Origin of the sequence: Micromonospora chokoriensis (assembly GCF_000718555.1) — a bacterium.
GTDB lineage: Bacteria > Actinomycetota > Actinomycetes > Mycobacteriales > Micromonosporaceae > Micromonospora > Micromonospora chokoriensis_B.
In genome coordinates, this window is sequence record NZ_JOAN01000017.1 from 138555 (window position 1) to 160098 (window position 21544).

Genomic DNA, 21544 nt, shown 5'->3' on the forward strand with positions numbered 1-21544 from the left:
GCGCGGTAGGGGCAGGCGGGCCGGCGCGCACGCGGGGCGGCGCGTCCAGGCCGGCGCGCACGCGGGGCGGCGCGAGCGGGGCGGGTCAGCGGCGGACGACTCGGCGGGGCTTCGCGGCCCTGACCTCGGCGTACCGCTTGAGCTGCTGCGAGCGGAAGTCACGCCCGAGCGCGGTGAGCACCAGGTAGCCGATCAGCACCCCGGCGCCCGTGGCGAGCAGGTAGAAGCAGATCCGGAGGAGGAACGTCGCCGCACCCCCGTCGAACGGGTTGTAACCGACCAGCAGGGGCCCGACCAGCAGGGTCAGCAGCAGCGCCACCGGCACCACGAGAGCCATGTCGGCCGCCCAGCCCGCCAGCGGCCGGCGACTACCCCAACGGAAGGCGACCACGGCGAGGATCAGCCCGATCACCGTGAACATCCCCAGCGACACCCGGTCGGCGGCGGTGTCGTCGCCCTCGAAGCCGAACCGGATGATCAGTCGGGCGACCACGTTGACCGCGAACAGTGCTGCTACGAGCACCCCGATGTCACGCCACCGCTTGTCCATCGCCGGACCCTCCTGCCATACGCCCCCGCACGGGGCCTGAATCCCTGGCAGGAATATCTACCACCCTTACCTGGGTAACGTCATCAGCCGCCGAGGGTGAGCGGCGGCGGGGCGAGGATCTGCCGGAAGCCCATCACCGCGAAGGTCATCGCGCCGGCCACGATCATGGCCAGCCCAACCCAGTTGTCGCCGGCCAGCAACAGGTCGCCCTCGTTGGTCCGGATGGCGGCGACCACCATCAGCGCGAACCACGGCACCGCCGGCAGCGCCACCGCCCATCGGCGGCCCACCGCCTCGTGCGCGAACCAGCTCAACGCGATGTTGGCGCCGATGACGAGCAGCACCGACACGCCGATCAGTTGCCCGCCGACGCGGACCGTGGCGAGCAGCAGCTCCAGCACGCCGGTCAGCACTCCGGCGACGACCACGACGATCGCACCGGCCACTCGCACGCCCAGGTCCAGCAGGCGCGGCGGTGGCCCCGCCGGGGGCGGGGTGTCCTGGGCATCCTCGACCGTCATCGGCGTGGCGGGCAGGGTCACCGGAGACCCGCCGCCGCGACCGGGGACCGGTCCGGGGCGGTCTCCGCGGGCAGGCCGGCGAAGAGGTCGTCCTCCCAGCCGTACGGCCCGGAGCCCGGGCCCTTCGCCCCGACCGCGAGGGTGAAGTACTCCACACCCATGAACTCGCCACCGAAGTTGCCGGCGATCGAGTAGAGCCAGGAGTTGGCCGGGATCTGGGTGGCGTGCGCCCGCATCGCGGCCTCCTTGGCCGTGTGCTGGTCGGTGCCGTCGATCCGGGCCGCGATCTGGGCGTCCGGGGTGCCGAAGGGCAGGTCGGCGATGTCCTCGATGCCGCCGAACGGGTTGTCGGAGGACTCGGCGAAGTGCGTCATGCCGGCCTCCAGGACACTGAGCGGCATGGCCGTCCAGTAGACCTTGAGCGGGGCGCAGCCCTCGGCCGTGGCCAGCTCGACGGCGCGCATGGCAACCCGGTGCGCCTGGATGTGGTCGGGGTGGCCGTAGAAGCCGTTCGGGTCGTACGTGATCAGCACCTGCGGGCGTACCTCCCGCATGATCTCCACGAGATGCCCGGCGGCCTCGTCGAGGTCGGCCTGCCAGAAGGCCCGGGGGTTGTCGTTGGTCGCGAGACCCATCATCCCGGAGTCCCGGTAGCGGCCGGCGCCACCGAGGAAGCGGTGGTCGCCGACGCCGAGCGCGGCGCACGCGGCGGCCAGCTCGGCGACGCGGTACCCACCGAGCTGGTCGGCCTCGGCGGCGGCGAGCTGGGCCAGCGCGGGCACGTGGATCTCGCCCTCCTCGCCGAGCGTGCAGGTCACCAGCGTGACGTGCGCGCCTTCGGCGGCGTAGTGGGCCATCGTCGAGCCGGTGCCGATCGACTCGTCGTCGGGGTGCGCGTGGACCAGCAGCAGGCGGCGGTCGGGCAGCATCGTCACGACGGTCACTCTAACCGGCGGTTCTCCCCCGGCCGACGCTGACGCGTCCGCCCAGGTCGGCCACATCACCCCCGGTACCGCTCTACGATTTGGCGTGTGGACTTTCCAGAGCTGGCCGCCCGCACCCGCCGGTTCAGTCATGGCGCTCCACGCGCTGTCTCGGTGGCTGAGGACGGCTCCCGGGTGATCTTCCTGCGCTCCGCCGGCCCCGAGGACCCGGCGGACGCGCTCTGGCTGTTGGACGTGGCCACCGCCGAGGAGCGGCTGGTCGCCGATCCGGCGACCCTGCTGGGCGAGGGCGGGGATGTCCGGTCCCTCTCCCCCGGTGAACGCGCGCTGCGCGAGCGGCTGCGGCTCAGCGCCGCCGGCATCGGCTCGTACGCGTTGGACGCGGCCGGTCGGGTTGCGGTGTTCGCGCTGGCCGGGCGGCTGTTCCGGGCCGATCTGGTGCATGGCGACGTGGTCGAGGTGGCCGCCGTCGGCCCGGTGCTGGACCCTCGTCCGGACCCGACCGGGCAGCGACTGGCGTACGTGACCGACGCGGCCGAGGGTGTGCGCCGGGGCGAGCTGCGGGTGATCGACCCGGACGGCACCGACACCCTGCTGGCCGGCGAGGACGCCGGGGTGAGTTGGGGCTTGGCCGAGCACATCGCGTCGGAGGAGTTCGGCCGGTACCGGGGGTACTGGTGGGCGCCGGACGGCCGCTCGGTGCTCGCCGCCCGGGTCGACGAGTCCCGCCTGGAGCGCTGGCACCTGCACGACCCGGCCGAGCCGGCCAGCCCGCCGACGGCCGTCGCGTACCCCCGGGCTGGTGGGCCGAACGCGGAGGTCAGCCTGCACCTGCTGGACCTGGACGACGGCTGGGTCGACGTGCACTGGGACCGGGAGACGTACCCGTACCTGTGCGGGGTCAGTTGGGGTGAGGGCAGCCCGTTGATCACCGTGCTGCGCCGCTCGCAGCAGCACGGGCTGGTGCTGGCGGTGGACCCCCGAACGGGTGAGACGCAGGTGCACGCCGAGCTGGCCGACCCGCGCTGGGTCGAGCCGATCGCCGGCACACCGGCGCACCTTCCGGACGGTCGGGTGCTGGTCGGTGGGGAGTTGGCCCACGATGGGTACGACGCGCGGTGCCTGTTCGCCGACGGCACCCTGCTCACCCCGCCGTCGCTGTACGTACGGCGGGTGGTGGGTCGGCTGCCGGCCGCCTCCGGCCCGGCGGATCTGCTGGTGGAGGCGAGCGACGGCGAGCCGAGCGAACGGCACCTGTTCCGGGTCCGCACCACCATCGGCGGCGGGGTGGACGCGCGCCGGCTCACCACCGACTCCGGTTGGTACACCGCCGCGGTGGGCGGGGACGTGCTGGCGGTCGGCGTCGCGTCGCTGGACCACGCCGGGGTGCGCTGGACGGTGCGCCGCGGCGATCAGGAGATCGCCGAGCTGCGGTCGTTCGCCGCCACCCCGCCGTATTCGCCCCTGCCGCTGCTGGAACGGGTGACCGATCGGCGGCTGCCGGCGGCGGTGCTCTACCCGGACAACCACGTGACGGGCCGGCGGCTGCCGGTGCTGCTGGACATCTACGGCGGCCCGGGGCACCAGGAGGTCGTGGCGGCGCGGGCCGCGTGGTTGGAACGGCAGTGGTGGGCCGACGCCGGGTTCGCGGTGGTCACCATCGACAACCGGGGTACGCCGGGCGTGGCGCCGTCGTTCGAGAAGGCGATCCACCGGCGGGTGGCGGACGTGATCCTGACCGACCAGATCGACGCGCTCACCGCGCTCGCCGGTAAGCACCCCGACCTGGACCTGGATCGGGTGGGGATCCGCGGCTGGTCGTTCGGGGGGTGGCTGGCCGGGTTGGCGGTGTTGCGCCACCCGGAGCTGTTCCGGTGCGGCATCGCGGGTGCTCCGGTGACCGACTGGGCGCTCTACGACACCGCGTACACCGAGCGTTATCTGGGGTTGCCGGAGGACGGCCTGGACGTCTACGCGCACCATTCGCTCGTCGAGTTGGCCGCCGAGCCGGTCACCGGGCCGGGCCAGGCCCGCCCGTTGCTGCTGGTGCACGGGATGGCCGACGACAACGTGGTGGCCGCGCACACGCTGCGGCTCTCCGCGGCCCTGCTGAGCACCGGCCGGCCGCACGCCGTGCTGCCACTGACCGGTGCCACGCACATGGCCGCGAACGGCACCGCCGAGCGGCTACTCCCCCTGGAGCTGGACTTCCTCCGTACCCATCTGTTGTAGGCGCTCGGGCCAGCGCTGGCCCGCGCTCTCAAGATCGCACTCGATCCTGGATCGAGTGGTATCCCGGCGCCGAATAGCCACTCGATCCAGGATCGAGCGTGACCATGGGACGCCGTCGGGTTGCGACGTCAGTCGAGGACTGCGCCTTCGCGGTCAGACGGCGAATGGTCCGCGTACCGTCACTCCGCCGTCGACTACGAGACTCTGCCCGGTCACATAGGACGAGAGCGGCGATGCCAGGTAGACGGCTGCCGCGGCGGCATCGCGGGGTGCTCCGAGCCGGCCCATCGGGATCTCGGGCACGTCGCCGTCGACAGGCGCGGAGTTCGCTACGGCCGTCGCGATGGCACCGCAGGCCACCACGTTCATGCGAATCGCGTCGGCGGCGTACTCCGCAGCTACCGTTCTGGCGAGGCTGGCCAGGCCGGCTTTGGCAGCACCATATCCGGCCTGCATGGGCGCGGCCATCACCCCGGCCACCGAACCCACACTGACGATGGATCCGCCGCCACCTTGAGCCAGGAAGACGCGGATTGCGGCGCGGGCTGCCCGTACGACGTAGCGAAGATTCATCTCGTACGCGAGGTCCCAGTCATCGTCGCTCATCTCGTGCAACCGCACCGCCGGGACGAACGCGACCTGGCCGCCGACGACAGTGACGAGCGTGTCGAGCCGTCCGAAGGCGGCGACGGTCTGGCTGACGAACCCGTCGATCGCGGACGGAGAACGCACATCACCGGCGAGCGCGACGGCCCGGACGCCAGACTTCGCCAACTCATCGGCGGCTTCGTTGGAACGCTCCGGATCGAGGTCGGCGACGGCGACCGCCGCACCGGCTGCGGCGAAAGCTCGTGAGATCGCGCGTCCGATTCCGTCGCCCCCGCCGCCAATGATCAACGCGTTCATGCCGTCGAGCGGCCTGGTGAAGTCGATCATGGACGGATCTTTCCACAGATTTGGCGACCGGCGGTGGCCCCGGCCACGATTCGCCTGCGACGTCTAGGGTTGCCCCCGATGACCACGCCCGGCACGCGACCCGACGTCCCCTCCGACGAGGCCCGAGTCAAAGAGGCTCTGCGGCTGCTCTCCGGCGCGCCGATCGAGCTCGATGTCGCCGTCAAGCGGCTCAGCCGTGGCGGCGGTGTCTACGCCTGGTGGGCTTGTCCTTCGACCCTTCCCGACCTCCCCGGGCCGGCGAATGGAACGGATCCGTCGCTACGGCTGCTGTACCTCGGACGGGCAACCAGTCTGCGGGGCCGGATCCTGCGCAACCATCTGCGACGTTCGGGCAGCTCGACTCTGCGCCGTACGTTGGCCGGGCTTCTGGTCTCCGAGGGATACCGAACGACGTGGACCGGTCGGGTCGTCCTGCTTCCTGAGGATGAGACACGGCTGACCGCGTGGATGCACGAGCACCTGCGCTTGACCTGGGCCGAGGACGCGGAGCCAGCGATCATCGAGGCCCAACTCGTCCGGCGTCTGCACCCGCCGCTCAACGTGCGGGGCGTCGACCCCGAGCACCTTCAGGCGGCCGTGGTCGCCGCCAAGAACTCATACAACGCCAGCAGTGGCCCGGTCGAGCCCCCGAGCAGCAGTAACCATTAACCCTGCCATCGTTCGGCACAACGTAGAGCGCCCGCCCCCATACCGGGACGGGCGCTTCCGTACGTCTGGCGTTCTACGACCGAGATGCCGAGCGCGGAGAGCGATCAGCCCTTGGGGCTGGCGCCGAACCGGTTCGGGCCGTATGTGCCGTCCGATACGTAAAACACGAACAGAACGATGCCGCCCACGAGCGGCACCAGCCCGATCAGCAACCACCACCCCGTCCGTCCGGTGTCGTGCAGGCGTCGCACCGTGAGCGCCAGCGCCGGCAGCAGCAGCACCAGGTAGGCGATGAGACGGATGAGGCCGATCGAGGAGTCCTCCCCGAAGTTCAATCCCAGGACGCCGTCCAGAATGGCAGCGACAACATTGACCAGGGCGCCGAACAGGGCGAACCACCAGAACTCAGACCGACGGGCCCGACCTCTGAAGCCGATGTACTGGGTGAAGGCCGACTTGACGGCGGCGTTGAAGGACATAGCTATAGCCGATCTTTTGAGGGGGTTTGCAAGATCATCTCGGACGCAGCCAAGCAGGTCGACGCAGCGGGGTCAACCGCCAGACAGTCGAGAAGCAGAAACCGCATCGCCCGCAAAACGATCATGCAAGAGCTGGTGAACGCCTGCCACAGGGCGCACCACCGCCAGGCGAACAGAAGGTGTTTGCGCCGCGGTGCGCTACCCGATCCCCAGTGCGACAGCGAGCCGGTGGATCGTCGGCGGGGCGTCCGGATCGCGGACGACTTGGGCCACCACGTCGCGTGCCGCTGGCCGGTGCCGGATCTCGGCCGGCGCGATGCGGTCGGCTCGCAACAGGACCCGAGCCGCGTTGGTGGGATCGTTCGTCTGCAGATAGGCGCGCGCCACGTCGATCAGGTGTGCGGCCCGGTGCTCGACCGGCAGCCACCGCCACCCGTCCCGCCCGATCACCTCCTCGTGCCACCTGATCGCCTGCGGCCCGTCGCCCAGCTCAACGGCGGCGGCGACCCGGCCCAGCTCAACGGCGGCCGGCCCGAAGGCCGTGCGGTAATGGTCGTGCCCGTCGCCCACCCGAGCGGCCAGTCCCGCAGCCTCATCCAGCAGCTCAGCGACCACCCGGTCATCACCCGCCCGGGCCGCGATCAGGGCCGCCTGCACCAGCAATGAGCCGCGCAGCGACAGCTCCCCCGGTGATCGCTTGGCGTCGTCTGGGCCGAGCTGGTGGGCGGCGGCGAGCATCACCGACTTCGCCCGCGCTGACGCCGGCAGGACCTGACCCAACTGGATCGCCGCGCAGGCCAGGAGTACCCGGTCATCATCGGCGGCGGAGACCGCCCGGTCAGCGGCCAACCAGGCGAGACTCCCCTCCCCCAGCTTCACCAACAGCGCCGCCGTCACTCGATACGCCTCCACCACTGCCGCCGGGTCGCGTAGGTGGGCGCGATGAACCCTGGTCACCAACGTGGGCAGCAACTCGATCAGACGCGGGTACCGGGCGTGCTGGTAGGTCATCCACGCGTGCCGCACCTCCCGAGCCAACCGATCCGGCGACATCGCCTCCCGGTCCGCCGGGCATCCAAGAACCATTGGGTACGCCGACAGCGCCGCCCGAATCCGCGCAACGCCTTCGCGATGCGCGGCTGCCGCAACAGGTTGGGCATCACGACCAAGCAGGGCTGCCGGATCGACTCGCAACACCGCCGCGATCTCCCGAATCGTTGACACCCGATCCAGGGAACGGACTCCACGCTCGATCTTGTCCACCCAGCTCTTCGACTTTCCCAACCGATCCGCGAACGACTGCTGCGACAGCCTCCGCCGCACCCGCAGATACGCCACCCGCCGACCAATCGGCACCGGATCACGGCTCACCACGCCACCGCCGATCCGGCACTGCCCGAGTCGTCTCTTGCGCCGGTATCCGCTCCACCTCGGCCTGCGCGAGCAACCGGCGCTTGACTTCCTCCCGTTCGGCGGCGTCGATCTGCTCGCCCCGGCTGACCGGCTCATCGTCAGAACTGGGCATTATCACCTCCGCTACGGGGGCGCTTCGGCAGGCTCAGCCGACTCGTGAGGTCCACAATGCCGCCGATCTGTCGCCAGGCGCGACGGCACAGAGTGCGACATGACGGGCACATACAAGGCGACATTAAGGCGACACAGGGCTATTGTGGCGAACATGAATGCCCCGAACACCGCCCTACGCGCGGTCCGCACCGGGATGCGCATGAGCCAGGACGACTTCGCCCGCGCGCTTCAAGCCGCCGGCCTCCGAGTCGGCGAGCCCAACGACGCCAACAAGAGACTCGTCCAACGCTGGGAGTCCGGCGCGATCGCCGCACCACGGCCCGTGTACGCCCGCGTCCTGGAGGTCGTCACCGGCCTGCCGATCTCGCTGCTCGGCTTCGCCGCGATACCCGATGGCCAAGCCGTCGACGACCAGCGCGGCGGCCACGACCTGACCTCGCCCATGTCCAGCCTGGCCACGCCAACGCCCAAGCCCCTTGCAGTTCACGGATCGCACGAGGGCATCTGGCTCAGCCGCTACCAATACCACTCCAGCGGCCGGGGAGACTCCTTCGCCGGGCAGCACTTCGTGGTCGTACTCCAGCACGGCGACCGGCTTACCGTGCGCAGCCTGCCCGGCTCGGCGGCATCGTCACTGTCGCTGGATCTCACCGTGGACGGTGCCGTGGTCACCGGTACCTGGGTGGAGCAGACCGATCCCGCCGGCTACTACCGGGGAGCCCGGTACCACGGCGCAATTCAGCTACTGGTGGAGCCCACCGGCCGACGGATGGCCGGGAAATGGGTCGGGTTCGGCAAGGACATGGACGTCAACACCGGCCCATGGGAGCTGACCTTCCGTGATGCCTCCACGTCCAAGGCGACGCTCGGCCAGTACAACAGGCCGCCCGAATAGGACGGATCGCCGATGCCATCGGTCAAGAGGGTATCGCTCTATGTCATCACGGTTGGAGGCACCCGCATCTGGGCGGCGTACCTGCTCAGTCGCCGTCGGAGTGGGCTGGCCGTCCGGCCCTTTCGTTCCGATCAGCTCGTCATAGGGCCATCGAGATAGCCGACGTCCGCGGAGCCCGACGCGACGCGGACGCGATACCCCCAGTGCCGTAGGACCTGCGCAATCTTCGCGGCTCCGCCTGGGTTGGCGGAGTGGACGTTGATGACGCCAACATCGAAGGGCCGCTTCTCGAACGCGGCTTGTTCCAGGATCTCCACGACCGGCCAGATTGTGTCGTCGCCACCCAAGTCGTGGTCCAGCCACAGCTCGTCCAGGAACCTGTCCCGGTACCGACGGAGAAGCCTGACTCCGGCAGCGCTGGTCCGAGCCACCTCGGCGCCCCGGCCGTCCACAAACGAACGGAGATCATCGATCAGCACGATCGTTCGGCGGACATCCACGAGATAATGATGGTCTGCGGCCTCATGCAGCAACCGCGCGTCACCGATCGCCCATCCTCAACGCCGCCGCTGGGACGCAGCGCGCTCCTCTGCCGCGAACGGCGATCAGCCGCATTCGGCTGGCTTCGGCGGCGAGCGCGCTGTCTCGCCGAGGTTGGATGAGGGGCTTGCATCTCAAGCCGCTTGAGATCGCATAGTGGGCGTCGTGGAGATGCACGAGCTGTACGCCATCGGAGATGTCGCCCGGCGGACCGGCCTGAGCGTCAGCGCCGTCCGGTACTACGCGGACGCCGGTGTCGTCACGCCGGCCGCCAGCACCCCGGCTGGTCACCGCCTGTACGACGTGTCGGCCATCGCCCGGCTGGAACTGGTCCGGACGCTACGGGAACTCGACGCCGGCCTGGACGAGATCCGGCGGGTGCTGGCCGGCGAGGCGACGCTGCGCGAGCTGGCCACCACCCACCTGGCTCTGCTGGCCCGGCAGGAGGCACGGCTGCGCAGCCGACGCGCGGTGCTGTCGGCCATCCTGCGGCAGGACTCCACGGCCGAGCAGGTCACGCTTATGCACAAGCTGGTTGGCATGCCGGACGAGGAACGCGACCGACTGATCGACGAGTTCTGGACCGAGGTCTCCACCGGCTGGGAGCCGCCGGAGCGGATGGTCGAGTGGTGGCGGGCGGCCCGACCGGAGCTACCCGAACATCCCACCGCAGCCCAACTGGAGGCGTGGATCGAGCTGGCCGAGCTGGTCCGGGACACCGAGGTCCGGCAGGCTGTACGCCGTGAGCTGCACGAGGCGTGCACCACCGGGGCCGGGCCACTGATGACCTCGTCGCCCATGCTGGACGCCCTGGAAGCGGGCGCCGCGATCGGCCAGCCGGTGATGGACGCGGCGCGCGAGCAGGTGCCACCGGACTCGCCCAGGGGGCGGGAGATCGCCGACCAGTGGATCGCCTGGTTGACCAGCATCTTCGCGACACCGGACAACCCCGCGATGCCGGACACGCCCGAGTTCCGGATCCAGGCCGCCGACCACATGCTGAGGGGCGCCGAATGGGATCGCACACCGCCCGAGCCGGAAGGACCGTTCGACAGGTACATGGAGCTGGTCGCCACCGTGAACAACGCGCCGCCGGAGCAGTTCCCGTACGAGTGGCTGGCCGCGGCACTGCGCGCGTCCGCCGCGCCGGCTTCCTGACGGGCAACTAGCGGCTCGGCCGGTGTGGCAAGATCGCCGGATGCTGCGACTCACCGATTTCATCATCGACTGCCCGGACACGATGAAGCTGGCGGCCTTTTACTCCGAGGTGACGGGTCGCCCAGTCAAGGCGGGCAGCCACGAGAACTGGGCCGGCATCCTTTTTGGCGAGATCGAGCTGGCCTTCATCCGGGTGGAGGACTACCGCACCCCGCAGTGGCCCGACAGCGAGCACCCGAAGCAGTTCCACCTCGACTTCGAAGTCGACGACATCGAGGCCGAACAGGCCCGCGTCTTGGCGCTCGGCGCGACCCTGCAGCAGGACTCCATCGGCCCCGAGGGCTACGGCTGGCGCGTGTATACCGACCCTGTCGGCCATCCCTTCTGCCTCTGCCGCAACAAGGGTGCCACCTGGACCGACCAGGGCCTCACCTGGTCCAGAAACGACGAGTAGGTGCACGAAGTCGGTGGCTTCTGCCGCTCGTGACCTGCAGGATGGCCGCGACCACGGCGGCCACCACCGAGAGAAGTGTGAGCAGCAACGCCGGCGCGACGACACCTGTGACGTCTTCGCCGGTGCCGCGCGCCAGGAGCATGACCGTGGCGACCCCCGCCACCATCAGGCCACCGGTGGCCAGCGCGAGCCACTTGACGATCCTGAAGACAGCGGTTGCATTCCTGGCCATAGTCAACCTCGCAAGGTCTGACGCGCGCTCCCGGATGATGCCCACGAACGTTTCGGTGAAGATCCAGAGGATGAAGGCCGCAGTTCCACGGCCCTCGGTTCCGGCCCGTTCACGGCAGAGGTCGGCGAAGGTCTGCTCCATGCTGTCGGCGAAGCGTTCGCGGTACGGCCTCGGATAGAGACCGAGCAGCCTCCGGTACCAGCGCCGATATCGTGTCTGTCCGCCCATGGTCAGGCACCCATTGCCCTGGGTATGAGGGATCGCTCATGGGCGACCGCGACGACCTGACGGTATCGCTGCAACTCTGCAGCGAGGGTCTGTTGACCGAGCGCGGTGATGCCGTAGTAGACGCGGCGCTCATCGTCCAAGTTCGGGTCGATCTTCTTGTCACTCTCGCGGATCAAGCCCGCTTCGGTCATCCGTCGAACCGAGCCATATAGCGTTCCTGGCCCCATCTTGACTCTCCCCTGGGAGTCGGCCTCGACCTGTTTCATGATCCCGTAGCCATGGCGGTCCTGGGTCGAGAGCACGAGCAGGATGTGAAGCACCGCAGGGGTGAGGGGCCCGCCGGTTCTGGTGCTCGCCATGAACCGAAACTATATCCGCGACGGATATACGTCAAGCCATCCGCTCAGGCGCCCTGTTCCCCGAGGACGGTTTCGCGGAAGGACGCCACCACGGGCCGAAGGTCGACCCGGTGCCAGGCCGCCCACAGCCGCACGGACCCCCCGTACCAGGAAAGTTCCCGCACCACGATGCCCTGGGTCGTGCCACGCACCATGCTGCGCGGGACGAGCGCGAGGCCCAGGCCGGAGGCGACCAGGCCCAGCGCGGTAAGCGGATCGGCCGCGTTGAGGCGGATGTCTGGCGTAAAGCCGGCGGCCACGCACGACGCGACGAACGTGTCACGCCAGGCCGGGTCCTGTGAGTCGCCCACCGCGATCCATGGCTGCCCGTTCAGGTCATCGGGCGTCAACCCCTCCTGCGCAGCGAGGGGATGAGTCGCCGGCAGCGCCAGCAGCAGCGGATCCTGGAGCAGCGGAGCCGCCAACAGATCCGGGTCGCCCTCGGGCGGCGGCGTGCGGACCAGCGCGATGTCCAGGCTACGCTGACGCAGACCTTCGAACTGCTCGGCAGACTCCTGGTCGTAGAGCGCGACGTGGATCCCGGGGCGCTCCTCACGTAAGGCGCGAAGGGCAGTGGGCAGGACGCCGGTGTGCATGGCGTTGGCCACGTACCCGATGCAGAGGCCACCCTCCTCGCCGCGGCCGAGCCGCCGGCCGAGGTTCTCCAGCCTGGCCGCGTGGCGCAGCAGTGCGCGGGCCTCGGTCAGGAAGACGCGACCATCGGAGGTCAGCCGGATTCGCTGCTGGCTGCGCTCGAAGAGGGTGAGACCCAGGTTCTTTTCGAGCTGGGCGATCTGCCGACTGAGCGGCGACTGGGAGATGTGCAGCTGATCAGCGGCCCGCCCGACGTGTTCGGCCTCGGCGACGGCCACGAAGTACCGGAGTTGTCGGAGGTCAAGCACGTCGGACCCGGGAGGACTCAAGTGAGTCCAAGTAAGTCTTGGACAGTCTCATGCATGGATCCTAACCTTGAACTCGCAAGGCCGGTCAATCACACATTCGTTCATATTTCCGGCTACATCGACATTAAGAGGTTTATTCCGTGACTATCAAGTCTCTCCTTCCCGGCGCGCTCGGGTTCGGCACCGCACCGCTGGGCAACATGTTCCGCGACATCCCCGACGAGGAGGCGGCGGCCACCGTCCAGGCCGCATGGGACCAGGGCATCCGCTACTTCGACACCGCACCCTTCTACGGCGCGGGTCTCTCCGAGATCCGGCTCGGCGACGTGCTGTCACAGCACCCGCGCGACGAATACGTCCTCAGCACCAAGGTCGGCCGCGTCATCCTCGACGAGATCGAAGACACCACCGCCCGCGACCTCGGCGAGAAGGGTGGCCTCTTCGAGCACGGCCGCCCGAACAAGATGGTCAACGACTACACCGCCGACGCCACCCTGCGCTCGATCGAGGACAGCCTCAAGCGCCTCAAGACCGACCGCCTCGACATCGTGTGGGTGCACGACGTGGCACAGGACTTCTACGGTGACGAGTGGCTGGCCGCCTACGAGACGGCCCGCACGGGCGCCTTCCGCGTCCTGCAGAAGCTGCGCGACGAGGGCGTCATCAAGGCCTGGGGCCTGGGCGTCAACCGCGTGGAGCCGCTGGAGCTCACCCTCGACCTCGACGAGCCGAAGCCCGACGCCTTCCTCCTCGCCGGCCGCTACACGCTGCTCGACCACGACCGGGCCCTGCAGCGCCTGCTGCCGGCAGCCTCGGAGCAGAACGTGGACATCGTCGTCGGTGGCCCGTACAGCTCGGGGATCCTCGCCGGCGGCACGCACTTCGAGTACCAGAAGGCACCCGCGGCCATCATCGACAAGGTGGAGCGGATCAAGGCAATCGCCGGGCGACACGGAGTCAGTGTCAAGGCCGCGGCCCTGCAGTTCTCCCTCGCCCACCCGGCCACGGCCGCCGCGATCCCCGGCGCCACGAAGCCCAGCCGCATCGCGGAGGACGTGGCCGCCCTCGGCGAAACGGTGCCGGCCGCCTTCTGGACGGCCCTGCGCGAGGAGAAGCTGATCGCCGACTCCGCGCCGGTACCCGCAGCCTGACCCTTCATCCCTAACTCAGTAGGAGAATCCAGTGGTCACCGCCACCGAGTTCATTGACATTCCCGCTTCGCCCGAGCGCATCTGGCAGCTCATCGGCGGCTTCGACTCGCTTCCCGACTGGCTGCCCTACATCCCCAGCAGCGCACTCAGCGAGGGAGGACGCGTCCGCACCCTCAACAGCGAGGACGGCGGCGTCATCGTCGAGCGTCTCGAAGCCTTCGACAACGAGGCACGCAGCTACAGCTACTCCATCCTCCAGGCACCTTTCCCCATCACCGACTACCTCTCCACCATCACCGTGCACGAGGTGCCCGGACAGGACGGGGCCCGCGTGCAGTGGTCAGGCACCTTCACGCCGGTCGGCGTCAGCGACGAAGAGGCCACCGCCCTGTTCCGCGGCATCTACCGAGATGGCCTGGCGGCACTGCACCAGACACTCACCACGACTGCCGCCTGAGGGGCCAGGGATCTCGTCGAGATGCCGCGCATGCGGCTCCTTCCAACCGAGGTGCGTGCGTCAGCTTCGGACGGTGACTGGACTCGGGCATCGACGGCTGCCCACCCTGCCACTGCGCGAGATACATATCGCTGCGCGCCAGGCTGACCACGCACCTCCATGCGCTACCGACACGTAACAGCGACCGTGCGCTCCGTCTCGGTGAAGCCCAAACTTCAGGCAGGGACAAACCACCAACGGCACGGGCAATGTTGGTCTTGACGGAAGCCTTTATCCGCGAAGGGCAGGGATGTACGTTGATATGATGCGGTCCTGGCGGAAATCGATGGCGGTCGCCATCGGCGTGTCGGCCGTCATGATTTCCGCGTGGTCATGGCTGTCCCATGACGATTCCCTGAGTGCCACCGACTCCATCTGGAGCATTATCGCTGGCGCAATAGCCCTCACTCTCGCATTACTCACATGGCTTCGAAACAAGAGCGGGCCGGGCAACATCGAACAGAACCGGCCGGCTGTCGACTGCCTAGCCGAATCGGTACGCACACAATGGCGTGAAGAGGCCGAGATGCGGGGCGTCTTCCGTCCGGCGCTGCTGCCGCTGCGATGGACCGCCCAGCATGGCGACTCCCGGGCGGACGAGATCTTCGGTACAAGCGAGGAGATCTGGCGAACCTACGCGGGGATCGACAGCGGGCGCATGCTCGTGGTCGGACGACCGGGTGCCGGCAAAACCGTATTCACACTGCTGCTGGTGCTAGAGATCCTCAATCGGCGGTCACCCGGCGATCCGGTTCCAGTGCTGCTGCCAGCCTCTCTGTGGAACCCGCAGCGACAACACATCCGCACGTGGATGGCGGAACGATTAGAGGAGGGTTACGAGTGGACCCGGTCTCCGGGGCCGGTCGACAGCACCATGACCATTGCGCAATGGCTTGTGCAGACCGGACAGGTCATTCCGGTCCTCGACGGGCTCGACGAGATGTCTCAGGAGCTACTGCCCCGGGCGATTGAGTCGCTGAACCGGGTCCTGATCCCGGCGGCCCAGTTCGGCCCGGATCCCGTCATTCTCACCTGCCGGGAGTCGGAGTTCCTCGCCGCCGCCCCCGCCGAATACTCATCGGGCGTCGAAAGCGCGGTTCTCTGGGAAGCCACGACGGTCAAGGTGAAGCCCTACACCGCGGAAGACATTGGGGCTTGTCTCGTCGCCGGTGTCCCGGCCAGCCAGGTGGCAAGGTGGGCCCACCTAGCGACCGCCGTGCGGGAGGCACCGGAGGGACCGCTGGCAACCGCGCTTGTCACTCCATTTATGATCTCCCTGACGCGCTCCGTCTTGGGCGGAGAAGGCCGCGATCCGGCGGAACTCGTGGGACGTGCGTGGCCGAACGGACGTGACGTTGAGCTTTCCCTGTTGCACGATCTAGTTCCGTCACTTTATGACCATCCGCTACCCGGCCCGGCGACCGTCGCCCTCTCCAGCGAAAAGGCACAGCGCTATCTGGTCAGTCTCGCACGGACACTGTCCGCCACGGGAACTCACGAGATGGCCTGGTGGAAGCTCGGTGACTCGCTGCCAATCCGGGTGCATTGGCTCCTGTTCGGACTGGCGAACGGCATCGCCGCCGCAGTTATGTTCCGACTGCTCACTGGCCCCCTCCAGGCGTTGATCGTCGGCGGCGCAGTGGCCCTGGCTGCGCAGGCGGTCGGACCGGTCGCGGGCGTCGGCACACCGCTGTTACTAAACATCCGCCTGTCCACCGGCATCGCCCGCCTGACCACAGGATTCCTGCTTAGCCTTCTGGTTGGGCTGGCCGTGGCGTTTACGCTTGGCCTGCAAGGAGCGGTAGCGCTCTCTGCCGGAGCGGCGGTTGGGGTATTCGGCGGTGTCGCTGCGGGACTCGAGTTCGTACTCGAACAACCACCAGCCGAGAGCAGCCAGGCGGCGACGCCCCGCAGCGTACTCCGGGCAGATCGCCAAGCGTTGCTGCTCCGGACGTTCGTCGTCGCCCCCATCGGCGGTTGCGCGGTTGGGCTCGCTGTCGGTCTTTACGCCGACCTCGGTTTGCCACCCGGAGAGCGCACCGGTGTCGTCATCGGGCTTGCTCTAGCCTTGGGTGCATCGGTGGTCGTGGGCCTTCGGCACGGACTGCTGCCCGGCCTCCTCACCGGAATCGGGCTGGGGACCTTCAGTGGAACGCTTACGGCCGTGCTGCTCACCTCGGCCGGGCCGCTTGAGGGACCGTACCCGGTGGTCATCGGAATAGGCCTATGGGCGCAGATTGCCCTGGCGCTCTGGTTTACCAGCTCATACGGCAGATACACCCTCGGTCGTACGGCGTCTGCCCTCCGCGGAAATCTGCCTTTCCGGCTGTTCGGCTTCCTCGAGGATGCACGCGATCGGGGAGTGCTACGCCAAGCTGGCCCACGATTCGAGTTCCGGCATGCCATGCTGCAAGACTTCCTCGCCTCCGACGGTCACGCCGTGATTGCCGCCCCGCAGTCGCGCCGGACGGCCGGCAAGCAATAACGACAATCGATGGATGACGGTGTCGCCGAGCGACTAGAAGTTTCGATGCGTGCGGTACGTCGCCATGCCCGCATCGACAATATCGGCGCCGCCAACTCAACCGTCGAGGCAGTCCGGCGGTACTACCGGTGGAACCATCCGTTCTACCGTCTTCTCCACTCTCGCGACGGTGCCATGCATCTAAGCCTCTCCGGCGAATTTGCGGCCCACGCCGAGTTCATCAGCAAGTACGTCAGCCACATCGGCGCACCGCGGGTCCTGGAACTCGCCTGCGGCACCGGATACAACCTCGGCGAGCTCGCCACCCGCCGCCCGTCGGCCGACCTCCACGGGATCGACCTGTCCCGGCTCCATGTCATGAGCGCGCGCTTGGGCATGTCGCGTGCTGCGAACGTCCGGGTTCGGGTCGGCGACTACCACCGACTGCCCTACGCCGACGGATCGTTCGACGTCGTGTTCGTCATCGAGGGAATCTGCCACGCTCGCGATCTTCATGCATCCCTCGCCGAGGCGCGCCGGGTTCTCGCACCGGACGGTGTCCTGCTGGTATTCGACCTGTTCCATACTGATGATGCAGATCGGCTCGATCCCCGAGTACGACAGTCGGCCATGATCGTCGAGCGCGCTCTCCTGATATCCAGCATCCTGTGCGAACGGCGCTGGCTGGACGTGGCACTGGCTGCTGGCTTGGAGCATCTGCACACCCAGGACCTTTCCGCAGAGGTGACGCCTCAGCTGCGCGTGCTCAACACTTTGGCCTGGCGGTTCGTGCGGGGCCGCCGGGCCGGGCCCTGGGCCCGCCGGTTCCTGCCGGCAACAATTCGGCAGAACGCCGCGGCTGGACTTCTGCTCCATCTGACGGTCGAGGCCGGAGCGCACGCCTATCTGATGATCGCCCTGCGCCCCGCCGCTGCGCCTTGACCCGGAACAGCTGACCAGCATCGACCCCACCCGGCGTGCAACCCCTGAGACGGACGGAACGTATGCGACTTATCGAGCCATCTGAATTCGACCAGGTCCGGGGGCGGGAGATTCCCGCCCACGTCGCGCTGATCATGGACGGCAACGGCCGCTGGGCCTCCTACAAAGGCCTTGACCGCACGGACGGCCACCTCGCCGCCCGAGAGCCGATGATGAACTGCATCGACGCCGCACTCGAACTTGGCACCAGTTGGCTGACCTTTTTCGCGTTCTCGACCGAGAACTGGACACGGCCGCCGGTCGAGGTGCAGATCCTCATGGACTTCGCCACCTGGTTCTTCACGCCCGAGACCGTTTCCTCGCTGGTAGACCGAGGGGTGCGCATCCACTTCATTGGCGACACGAGCGATGCTCGCATCAAGTCGTCGGTGCGCCTTCGATTTCATCACCTGAAGACGATCACTAGCGAAAACTCCCGACTCGAACTCGTCATTGCCTTCAACTACGGCGGCCAGCAGGAGATTCTCGACGCGGTGAAGCGGGCCGCGCTGGCCGGCGCCAACCTCGGCGAGGTGGACGAATCCATCCTGAGAAGATTCTTCTACCTGCCCACGATGCCGCCGGTGGATCTACTAGTTCGCACCAGCGGCGAGCAACGACTCTCAAATTTCCTGCTCTGGCACCTCGCCTATACCGAGATGCTGTTTCTCGACACGTTGTGGCCGGAGTTTTCAAAGGGTCACTTCTACACAGCTGTCGCCGATTATCAGCGGCGACAACGGCGATTCGGCGGCATCCCTCGGCCGACGGAGTCGCGTCCGGTCGACACGCCGATCCAGGGATGGGCCTTGTAGACCGAGCCAGCAGCTCAGGGAAACAGAAGGGTCCCCTCCCGACGACGTTGTCGGTTGGGGACCCTTCTGGCTTGCGGTGTGCCTTACGGCTTGACGTGCGCGTTCACGAAGGACGGGTACCCGAAGACGCTGGAGATGAAGATCCCGCCGGCCTTGGACCCGTGCACGTTGTAGGCCACGTCGACGAAGAGCGGCACGACCGGCGCGTGCTCCTTCATGATCCGCTCGTCGAGCTTGGCCCACTCCGGGCCCTGGTCCGCCGGGGCGAGCGCCAGGATGCGGTCCATCTCGGCGTTGATCGCCGGGTCGTTGAAGTACGCCTGGTTGCTGTTGCCCTCGGCCTTGATGGTGCGGCCGTCGTAGAGCACCGGCAGGATCGACGCCCCGCTCGGCCAGTCCGCCGCCCAGTTACCGAGGTACAGGTCCCAGGGGTTGTTCTTCTTCTTGATCTCGTCGAGCTTGGCGTCGTCGGAGATGTTCCGCAGCGTGATCTTGAAGCCGGCCCGCTCCAGGTTGGACTTGAGCTGGGCACCCTGCTGCTGCTCGGTGGAGTTGTCGGAGACGCCGAGCACCAGCTCCGGCGTCTTCCCGCCCAGCAACTCCTTAGCCTTGTCGACGTTGCCGTTGGGGCCCGCCGGGTACGCCTCGTACGCCTTGTAGCCGATCGTGGCCGACGGCATCAGCGTGGTCAGGGGTACGGCGACGTTCTGGCCGCCGAGCGCCTTGATCATCCCCTCCCGGTCGATGGCGTAGTTGAGCGCCTGACGGACCTTGAGATCGGTGACCCGCTGGTTGTTGATGACCAGTTGGTTGGCGCTCGGGGTCGGCGAGAGGATGCTGCGCGACTTGAGCGCGGCGTCCCCGGCCACCTTGGCCACCAGCGAGGCGGGCACGAAGTTGAAGGCGAGCGCGCTCTGGTCGGCGCCGTTGTCGGCGATCACCCGGTTGTTGGCGGCGTCCGCGGTCGGGCCGAAGCTCCAGACGAACTGGTCCGGGTACTGGTGGCGAACCGCGTCGGTGGCCGGGTCCCAGTTCGGGTTGCGGTCCAGGGTGAGCTGCACGCCGACCTGATTCTTGGCGACCTTGTACGGGCCGGACGAGAACGGCTGCTTGTCCAGGTCGACGCCGGTGTCCTTGTCCGCGGGCAGTGGCGCGGTGGTCGGCAACGAGGCGGCGAACGGCAGGTCACAGCGGGGCTTGGCGAACTCGAAGCGCAGCGTCTTCTCGTCCGGCGTGCTCAGGCCGGGCGGCAGCGACGTCTTGTTCTTCTTGAAGTCCCACTTGGTGTCGAACTGCGCGGTGTCGGCCAGCCACTCCTGGATGTAGGTCGGGCCGCCGGAGAGGTCCGGGTCGAAGGAGCGAGCGATGCCGTACGCGATCTCCTTGGCGGTGATCGGCCGGCCGTCCTCGAACTTCACCCCGCTCTTGATCTTGAATTCCCAGACCTTGCAGTCGTTGTTGACGTTGGTGCCCGGCGTCTCGGCCAGGTCGCCCACCAGGACCAGGCCGCCCTTGCCGTCGTCCTTCCAGGTGGTCAGGTAGCGCGACCAGAGCGGGTTGGCCATCAGGCCGGCGAACGAGTACGTCCGCTGCGGGTCGAGGTGGGAGATCGGCGACTCCCGGATGACGCTGAAGGTGCCACCCTTCTGCGCTCCACTCACCTCGGCCGCCGGCCCCTGCGAGTCCTTGGGGTCGGTCGCGATGACCCCGGTCTGCTTCCGGTCGGTGTCCACAGTGGTGCCCTCGCCCGTGTTCTTCGAGCACGCACCCAATGCCACAACCAGAGCGATCGCGCCGCCTGCGGCAACCGCCACGCGTGGTCGCATGAAGTACCTCCTTCAGCCATGTGCCGTGCGGTCTCGTCGGGGCGAGAACCGCCGACGTCCCGAGGATCGTAAGGAAGAAAACCTACGAGTTGTGTAACAGTTGTCGATAAATTTCGCCACCAGACCAGCCGCCGGTCAGGCGCGGGCCGCCGATCGGCTCAGCGCAGCCGCACCCGGGGGTCGATGGCCGCGTAGAGCAGGTCCACCAGCACGTTCGCCAGCACCACGAAGACCGCCGCGATCAGCACGGTGGCCATGATGGTGGGCAGATCGCCCGAGCGCACCGCGTCCACCGCCGTACGCCCCAACCCCTGGATGCCGAAGGTCGTCTCGGTGATCACCGTGCCGCCCAGCGCCCCGCCCACGTCCAGCCCCGCAATCGTCACCACCGGGGTGATCGCCGCGCGCAGCGCGTGTCGCCCGTACACCTTGGGTTTGGCCAGGCCCTTGGCCCGCGCGGTCCGGACGAAGTCCTCCGACAGGGTCTCCAACATCTGCGCCCGCGACAGCCGCGCGTAGATGGCCGAGAAGAGGAAGGCCAGCGCCACCCAGGCGAGCACCAGCCCACTGGCCCACTTCGCAGGGTTGTCCAAGAGCGAGGTGTAGCTGGGCACCGGCAGCCACCGCAGGTTGTAGACGAAGACCAGCAGCAGCACCGCACCCACGAAGTAGAGCTGCAACGAGGCGCCGGTCAGCGAGAACCCGATCGCGGCTCGGTCCAGCCAGGTGCCGCGACGCAGCGCGGAGACCATGCCGAGCCCCACCCCGAGCAGCAACCAGAGGATGGCCGCCGGGATCACGATGCTCAGCGTCACCGGCAGCACCCGGGCGATGGTGTCCGAGACGGCCTCGTTGGTGACGTACGACCAGCCCAGGCACGGCGCGTCGCAGCGGCCACCCTGGGCGCTGCCCAGGTCCCGACCGGTGACGATGCCCTTCATGTAACCGGCGTACTGGCTGATCAGCGGGTCGTTTAGGCCCAGGTCGTCGCGGACCCGCTCCAGCCGCTCCGGGTTGCAGTTCTTGGAGCAGATGCTGCTCACCGGGTCGCGCGGCAGGGCGAAGAACATCAGGAAGGTCAGCACGCTCACCGCGAAGAGGGTCAGCGTGGCAGAGAAGATTCGCTTGAGCAGAAATCGCGCCATG

23 protein-coding genes and 1 pseudogene are annotated in these 21544 nt (G+C 68.2%); 10 read left to right on the forward strand and 14 right to left on the reverse strand.

What is annotated here, in order from left to right; translation table 11 throughout:
- Positions 1 to 85: 85 nt before the first annotated feature.
- The 3 genes from IF46_RS0123145 to mshB all read right to left on the reverse strand — a co-directional run bounded on the left by IF46_RS0123145 (position 86) and on the right by mshB (position 2015).
- The gene (locus IF46_RS0123145; RefSeq protein ID WP_030490466.1) at positions 86 to 550 is read right to left on the reverse strand and encodes a hypothetical protein; all 465 of its coding nucleotides are present in this window, start codon (positions 548 to 550) and stop codon (positions 86 to 88) included.
- 83 nt (positions 551 to 633) lie between these two features.
- The gene (locus IF46_RS0123150) at positions 634 to 1071 is read right to left on the reverse strand and encodes a hypothetical protein (protein WP_030490467.1); all 438 of its coding nucleotides are present in this window, start codon (positions 1069 to 1071) and stop codon (positions 634 to 636) included.
- 17 nt (positions 1072 to 1088) lie between these two features.
- Positions 1089 to 2015, reverse strand: coding sequence for an N-acetyl-1-D-myo-inositol-2-amino-2-deoxy-alpha-D-glucopyranoside deacetylase (gene mshB / locus IF46_RS0123155; RefSeq protein WP_030490468.1), 927 nt, complete (start codon positions 2013 to 2015; stop codon positions 1089 to 1091).
- An 87-nt stretch (positions 2016 to 2102) separates the two neighbouring features.
- On the opposite strand from mshB, the gene IF46_RS0123160 reads away from it, so the two are divergent.
- Positions 2103 to 4247 carry a S9 family peptidase gene (locus IF46_RS0123160; RefSeq protein WP_030490469.1) on the forward strand — a complete coding sequence of 715 codons (2145 nt, stop codon included), beginning with the start codon at positions 2103 to 2105 and terminating at the stop codon, positions 4245 to 4247.
- Between the two features lie 153 nt (positions 4248 to 4400).
- Here IF46_RS0123160 and IF46_RS0123165 read toward each other — a convergent pair whose 3' ends face one another.
- The gene (locus tag IF46_RS0123165; RefSeq protein ID WP_030490470.1) at positions 4401 to 5153 is read right to left on the reverse strand and encodes an SDR family NAD(P)-dependent oxidoreductase; all 753 of its coding nucleotides are present in this window, start codon (positions 5151 to 5153) and stop codon (positions 4401 to 4403) included.
- A 108-nt stretch (positions 5154 to 5261) separates the two neighbouring features.
- Here IF46_RS0123165 and IF46_RS0123170 point away from each other — a divergent pair, with 108 nt between their 5' ends.
- Positions 5262 to 5852 (forward strand): GIY-YIG nuclease family protein, encoded by a 591-nt coding sequence (locus tag IF46_RS0123170; protein ID WP_030490471.1) that lies wholly within the window; start codon positions 5262 to 5264, stop codon positions 5850 to 5852.
- 104 nt (positions 5853 to 5956) lie between these two features.
- Here the strand turns inward: IF46_RS0123170 and IF46_RS0123175 are convergent, their stop codons facing one another.
- From IF46_RS0123175 to IF46_RS35285, 4 genes and pseudogenes are all read right to left on the reverse strand, one after another.
- Positions 5957 to 6331: a DUF805 domain-containing protein gene (locus IF46_RS0123175; RefSeq protein WP_030490472.1), complete on the reverse strand. Its 375-nt coding sequence runs from the start codon at positions 6329 to 6331 to the stop codon at positions 5957 to 5959.
- Positions 6332 to 6529: 198 nt separating this feature from the next.
- Positions 6530 to 7342 (reverse strand): hypothetical protein, encoded by an 813-nt coding sequence (locus tag IF46_RS35275; RefSeq protein ID WP_232234132.1) that lies wholly within the window; start codon positions 7340 to 7342, stop codon positions 6530 to 6532.
- A gap of 222 nt (positions 7343 to 7564) precedes the next feature.
- Positions 7565 to 7705, reverse strand: a pseudogene (locus tag IF46_RS35280) (helix-turn-helix domain-containing protein); the annotation flags it as partial.
- Positions 7692 to 7856 carry a hypothetical protein gene (locus tag IF46_RS35285; protein WP_232234127.1) on the reverse strand — a complete coding sequence of 55 codons (165 nt, stop codon included), beginning with the start codon at positions 7854 to 7856 and terminating at the stop codon, positions 7692 to 7694. The gene IF46_RS35285 and the pseudogene IF46_RS35280, both read right to left, overlap by 14 nt.
- Positions 7857 to 8009: 153 nt before the next feature.
- On the opposite strand from IF46_RS35285, the gene IF46_RS0123190 reads away from it, so the two are divergent.
- Positions 8010 to 8753, forward strand: coding sequence for a helix-turn-helix domain-containing protein (locus IF46_RS0123190; protein WP_198041511.1), 744 nt, complete (start codon positions 8010 to 8012; stop codon positions 8751 to 8753).
- A 131-nt stretch (positions 8754 to 8884) separates the two neighbouring features.
- Here the strand turns inward: IF46_RS0123190 and IF46_RS0123195 are convergent, their stop codons facing one another.
- Positions 8885 to 9253: a cyclic-phosphate processing receiver domain-containing protein gene (locus IF46_RS0123195; protein ID WP_030490475.1), complete on the reverse strand. Its 369-nt coding sequence runs from the start codon at positions 9251 to 9253 to the stop codon at positions 8885 to 8887.
- Between the two features lie 205 nt (positions 9254 to 9458).
- Between IF46_RS0123195 and IF46_RS0123200 the strand changes: the two genes are divergently transcribed.
- Positions 9459 to 10451: a MerR family transcriptional regulator gene (locus IF46_RS0123200; RefSeq protein WP_030490476.1), complete on the forward strand. Its 993-nt coding sequence runs from the start codon at positions 9459 to 9461 to the stop codon at positions 10449 to 10451.
- A gap of 40 nt (positions 10452 to 10491) precedes the next feature.
- Positions 10492 to 10905, forward strand: a complete 414-nt coding sequence (locus IF46_RS0123205; RefSeq protein ID WP_030490477.1) for a VOC family protein — start codon at positions 10492 to 10494, stop codon at positions 10903 to 10905.
- Here the strand turns inward: IF46_RS0123205 and IF46_RS0123210 are convergent.
- From IF46_RS0123210 to IF46_RS0123220, 3 genes are read right to left on the reverse strand one after another with little or no spacing between them, the layout of a single operon-like run.
- A complete protein-coding gene (locus tag IF46_RS0123210) occupies positions 10880 to 11365 on the reverse strand; it encodes a hypothetical protein (protein ID WP_030490478.1) in 486 nt (161 codons plus the stop codon). The two genes, IF46_RS0123205 and IF46_RS0123210, sit on opposite strands and share 26 nt — an antisense overlap.
- Before the next feature lie 2 nt (positions 11366 to 11367).
- Positions 11368 to 11724, reverse strand: a complete 357-nt coding sequence (locus IF46_RS0123215; RefSeq protein WP_030490479.1) for a PadR family transcriptional regulator — start codon at positions 11722 to 11724, stop codon at positions 11368 to 11370.
- Between the two features lie 44 nt (positions 11725 to 11768).
- Positions 11769 to 12665: a LysR substrate-binding domain-containing protein gene (locus tag IF46_RS0123220; RefSeq protein WP_030490480.1), complete on the reverse strand. Its 897-nt coding sequence runs from the start codon at positions 12663 to 12665 to the stop codon at positions 11769 to 11771.
- A gap of 140 nt (positions 12666 to 12805) precedes the next feature.
- Here IF46_RS0123220 and IF46_RS0123225 point away from each other — a divergent pair, with 140 nt between their 5' ends.
- The 5 genes from IF46_RS0123225 to uppS all read left to right on the forward strand — a co-directional run bounded on the left by IF46_RS0123225 (position 12806) and on the right by uppS (position 18572).
- A complete protein-coding gene (locus IF46_RS0123225; RefSeq protein ID WP_030490481.1) occupies positions 12806 to 13816 on the forward strand; it encodes an aldo/keto reductase in 1011 nt (336 codons plus the stop codon).
- A 31-nt stretch (positions 13817 to 13847) separates the two neighbouring features.
- The gene (locus tag IF46_RS0123230; protein WP_030490482.1) at positions 13848 to 14273 is read left to right on the forward strand and encodes an SRPBCC family protein; all 426 of its coding nucleotides are present in this window, start codon (positions 13848 to 13850) and stop codon (positions 14271 to 14273) included.
- 325 nt (positions 14274 to 14598) lie between these two features.
- Positions 14599 to 16797, forward strand: a complete 2199-nt coding sequence (locus IF46_RS0123240) for a hypothetical protein (protein WP_157563368.1) — start codon at positions 14599 to 14601, stop codon at positions 16795 to 16797.
- A 9-nt stretch (positions 16798 to 16806) separates the two neighbouring features.
- Entirely contained in the window at positions 16807 to 17718 is a 912-nt protein-coding gene (locus tag IF46_RS33380; protein WP_084598010.1) for a class I SAM-dependent methyltransferase, read from the forward strand.
- A gap of 62 nt (positions 17719 to 17780) precedes the next feature.
- Entirely contained in the window at positions 17781 to 18572 is a 792-nt protein-coding gene (gene uppS, locus IF46_RS0123250) for a polyprenyl diphosphate synthase (RefSeq protein ID WP_051724094.1), read from the forward strand.
- Between the two features lie 83 nt (positions 18573 to 18655).
- Here the strand turns inward: uppS and IF46_RS0123255 are convergent, their stop codons facing one another.
- On the reverse strand, positions 18656 to 20398 hold the full coding sequence (locus IF46_RS0123255) for an ABC transporter substrate-binding protein (RefSeq protein ID WP_030490486.1): 1743 nt from the start codon (positions 20396 to 20398) through the stop codon (positions 18656 to 18658).
- Positions 20399 to 20556: 158 nt separating this feature from the next.
- Positions 20557 to 21543: an ABC transporter permease gene (locus IF46_RS0123260; protein ID WP_030490487.1), complete on the reverse strand. Its 987-nt coding sequence runs from the start codon at positions 21541 to 21543 to the stop codon at positions 20557 to 20559.
- Position 21544 lies beyond the last annotated feature (1 nt).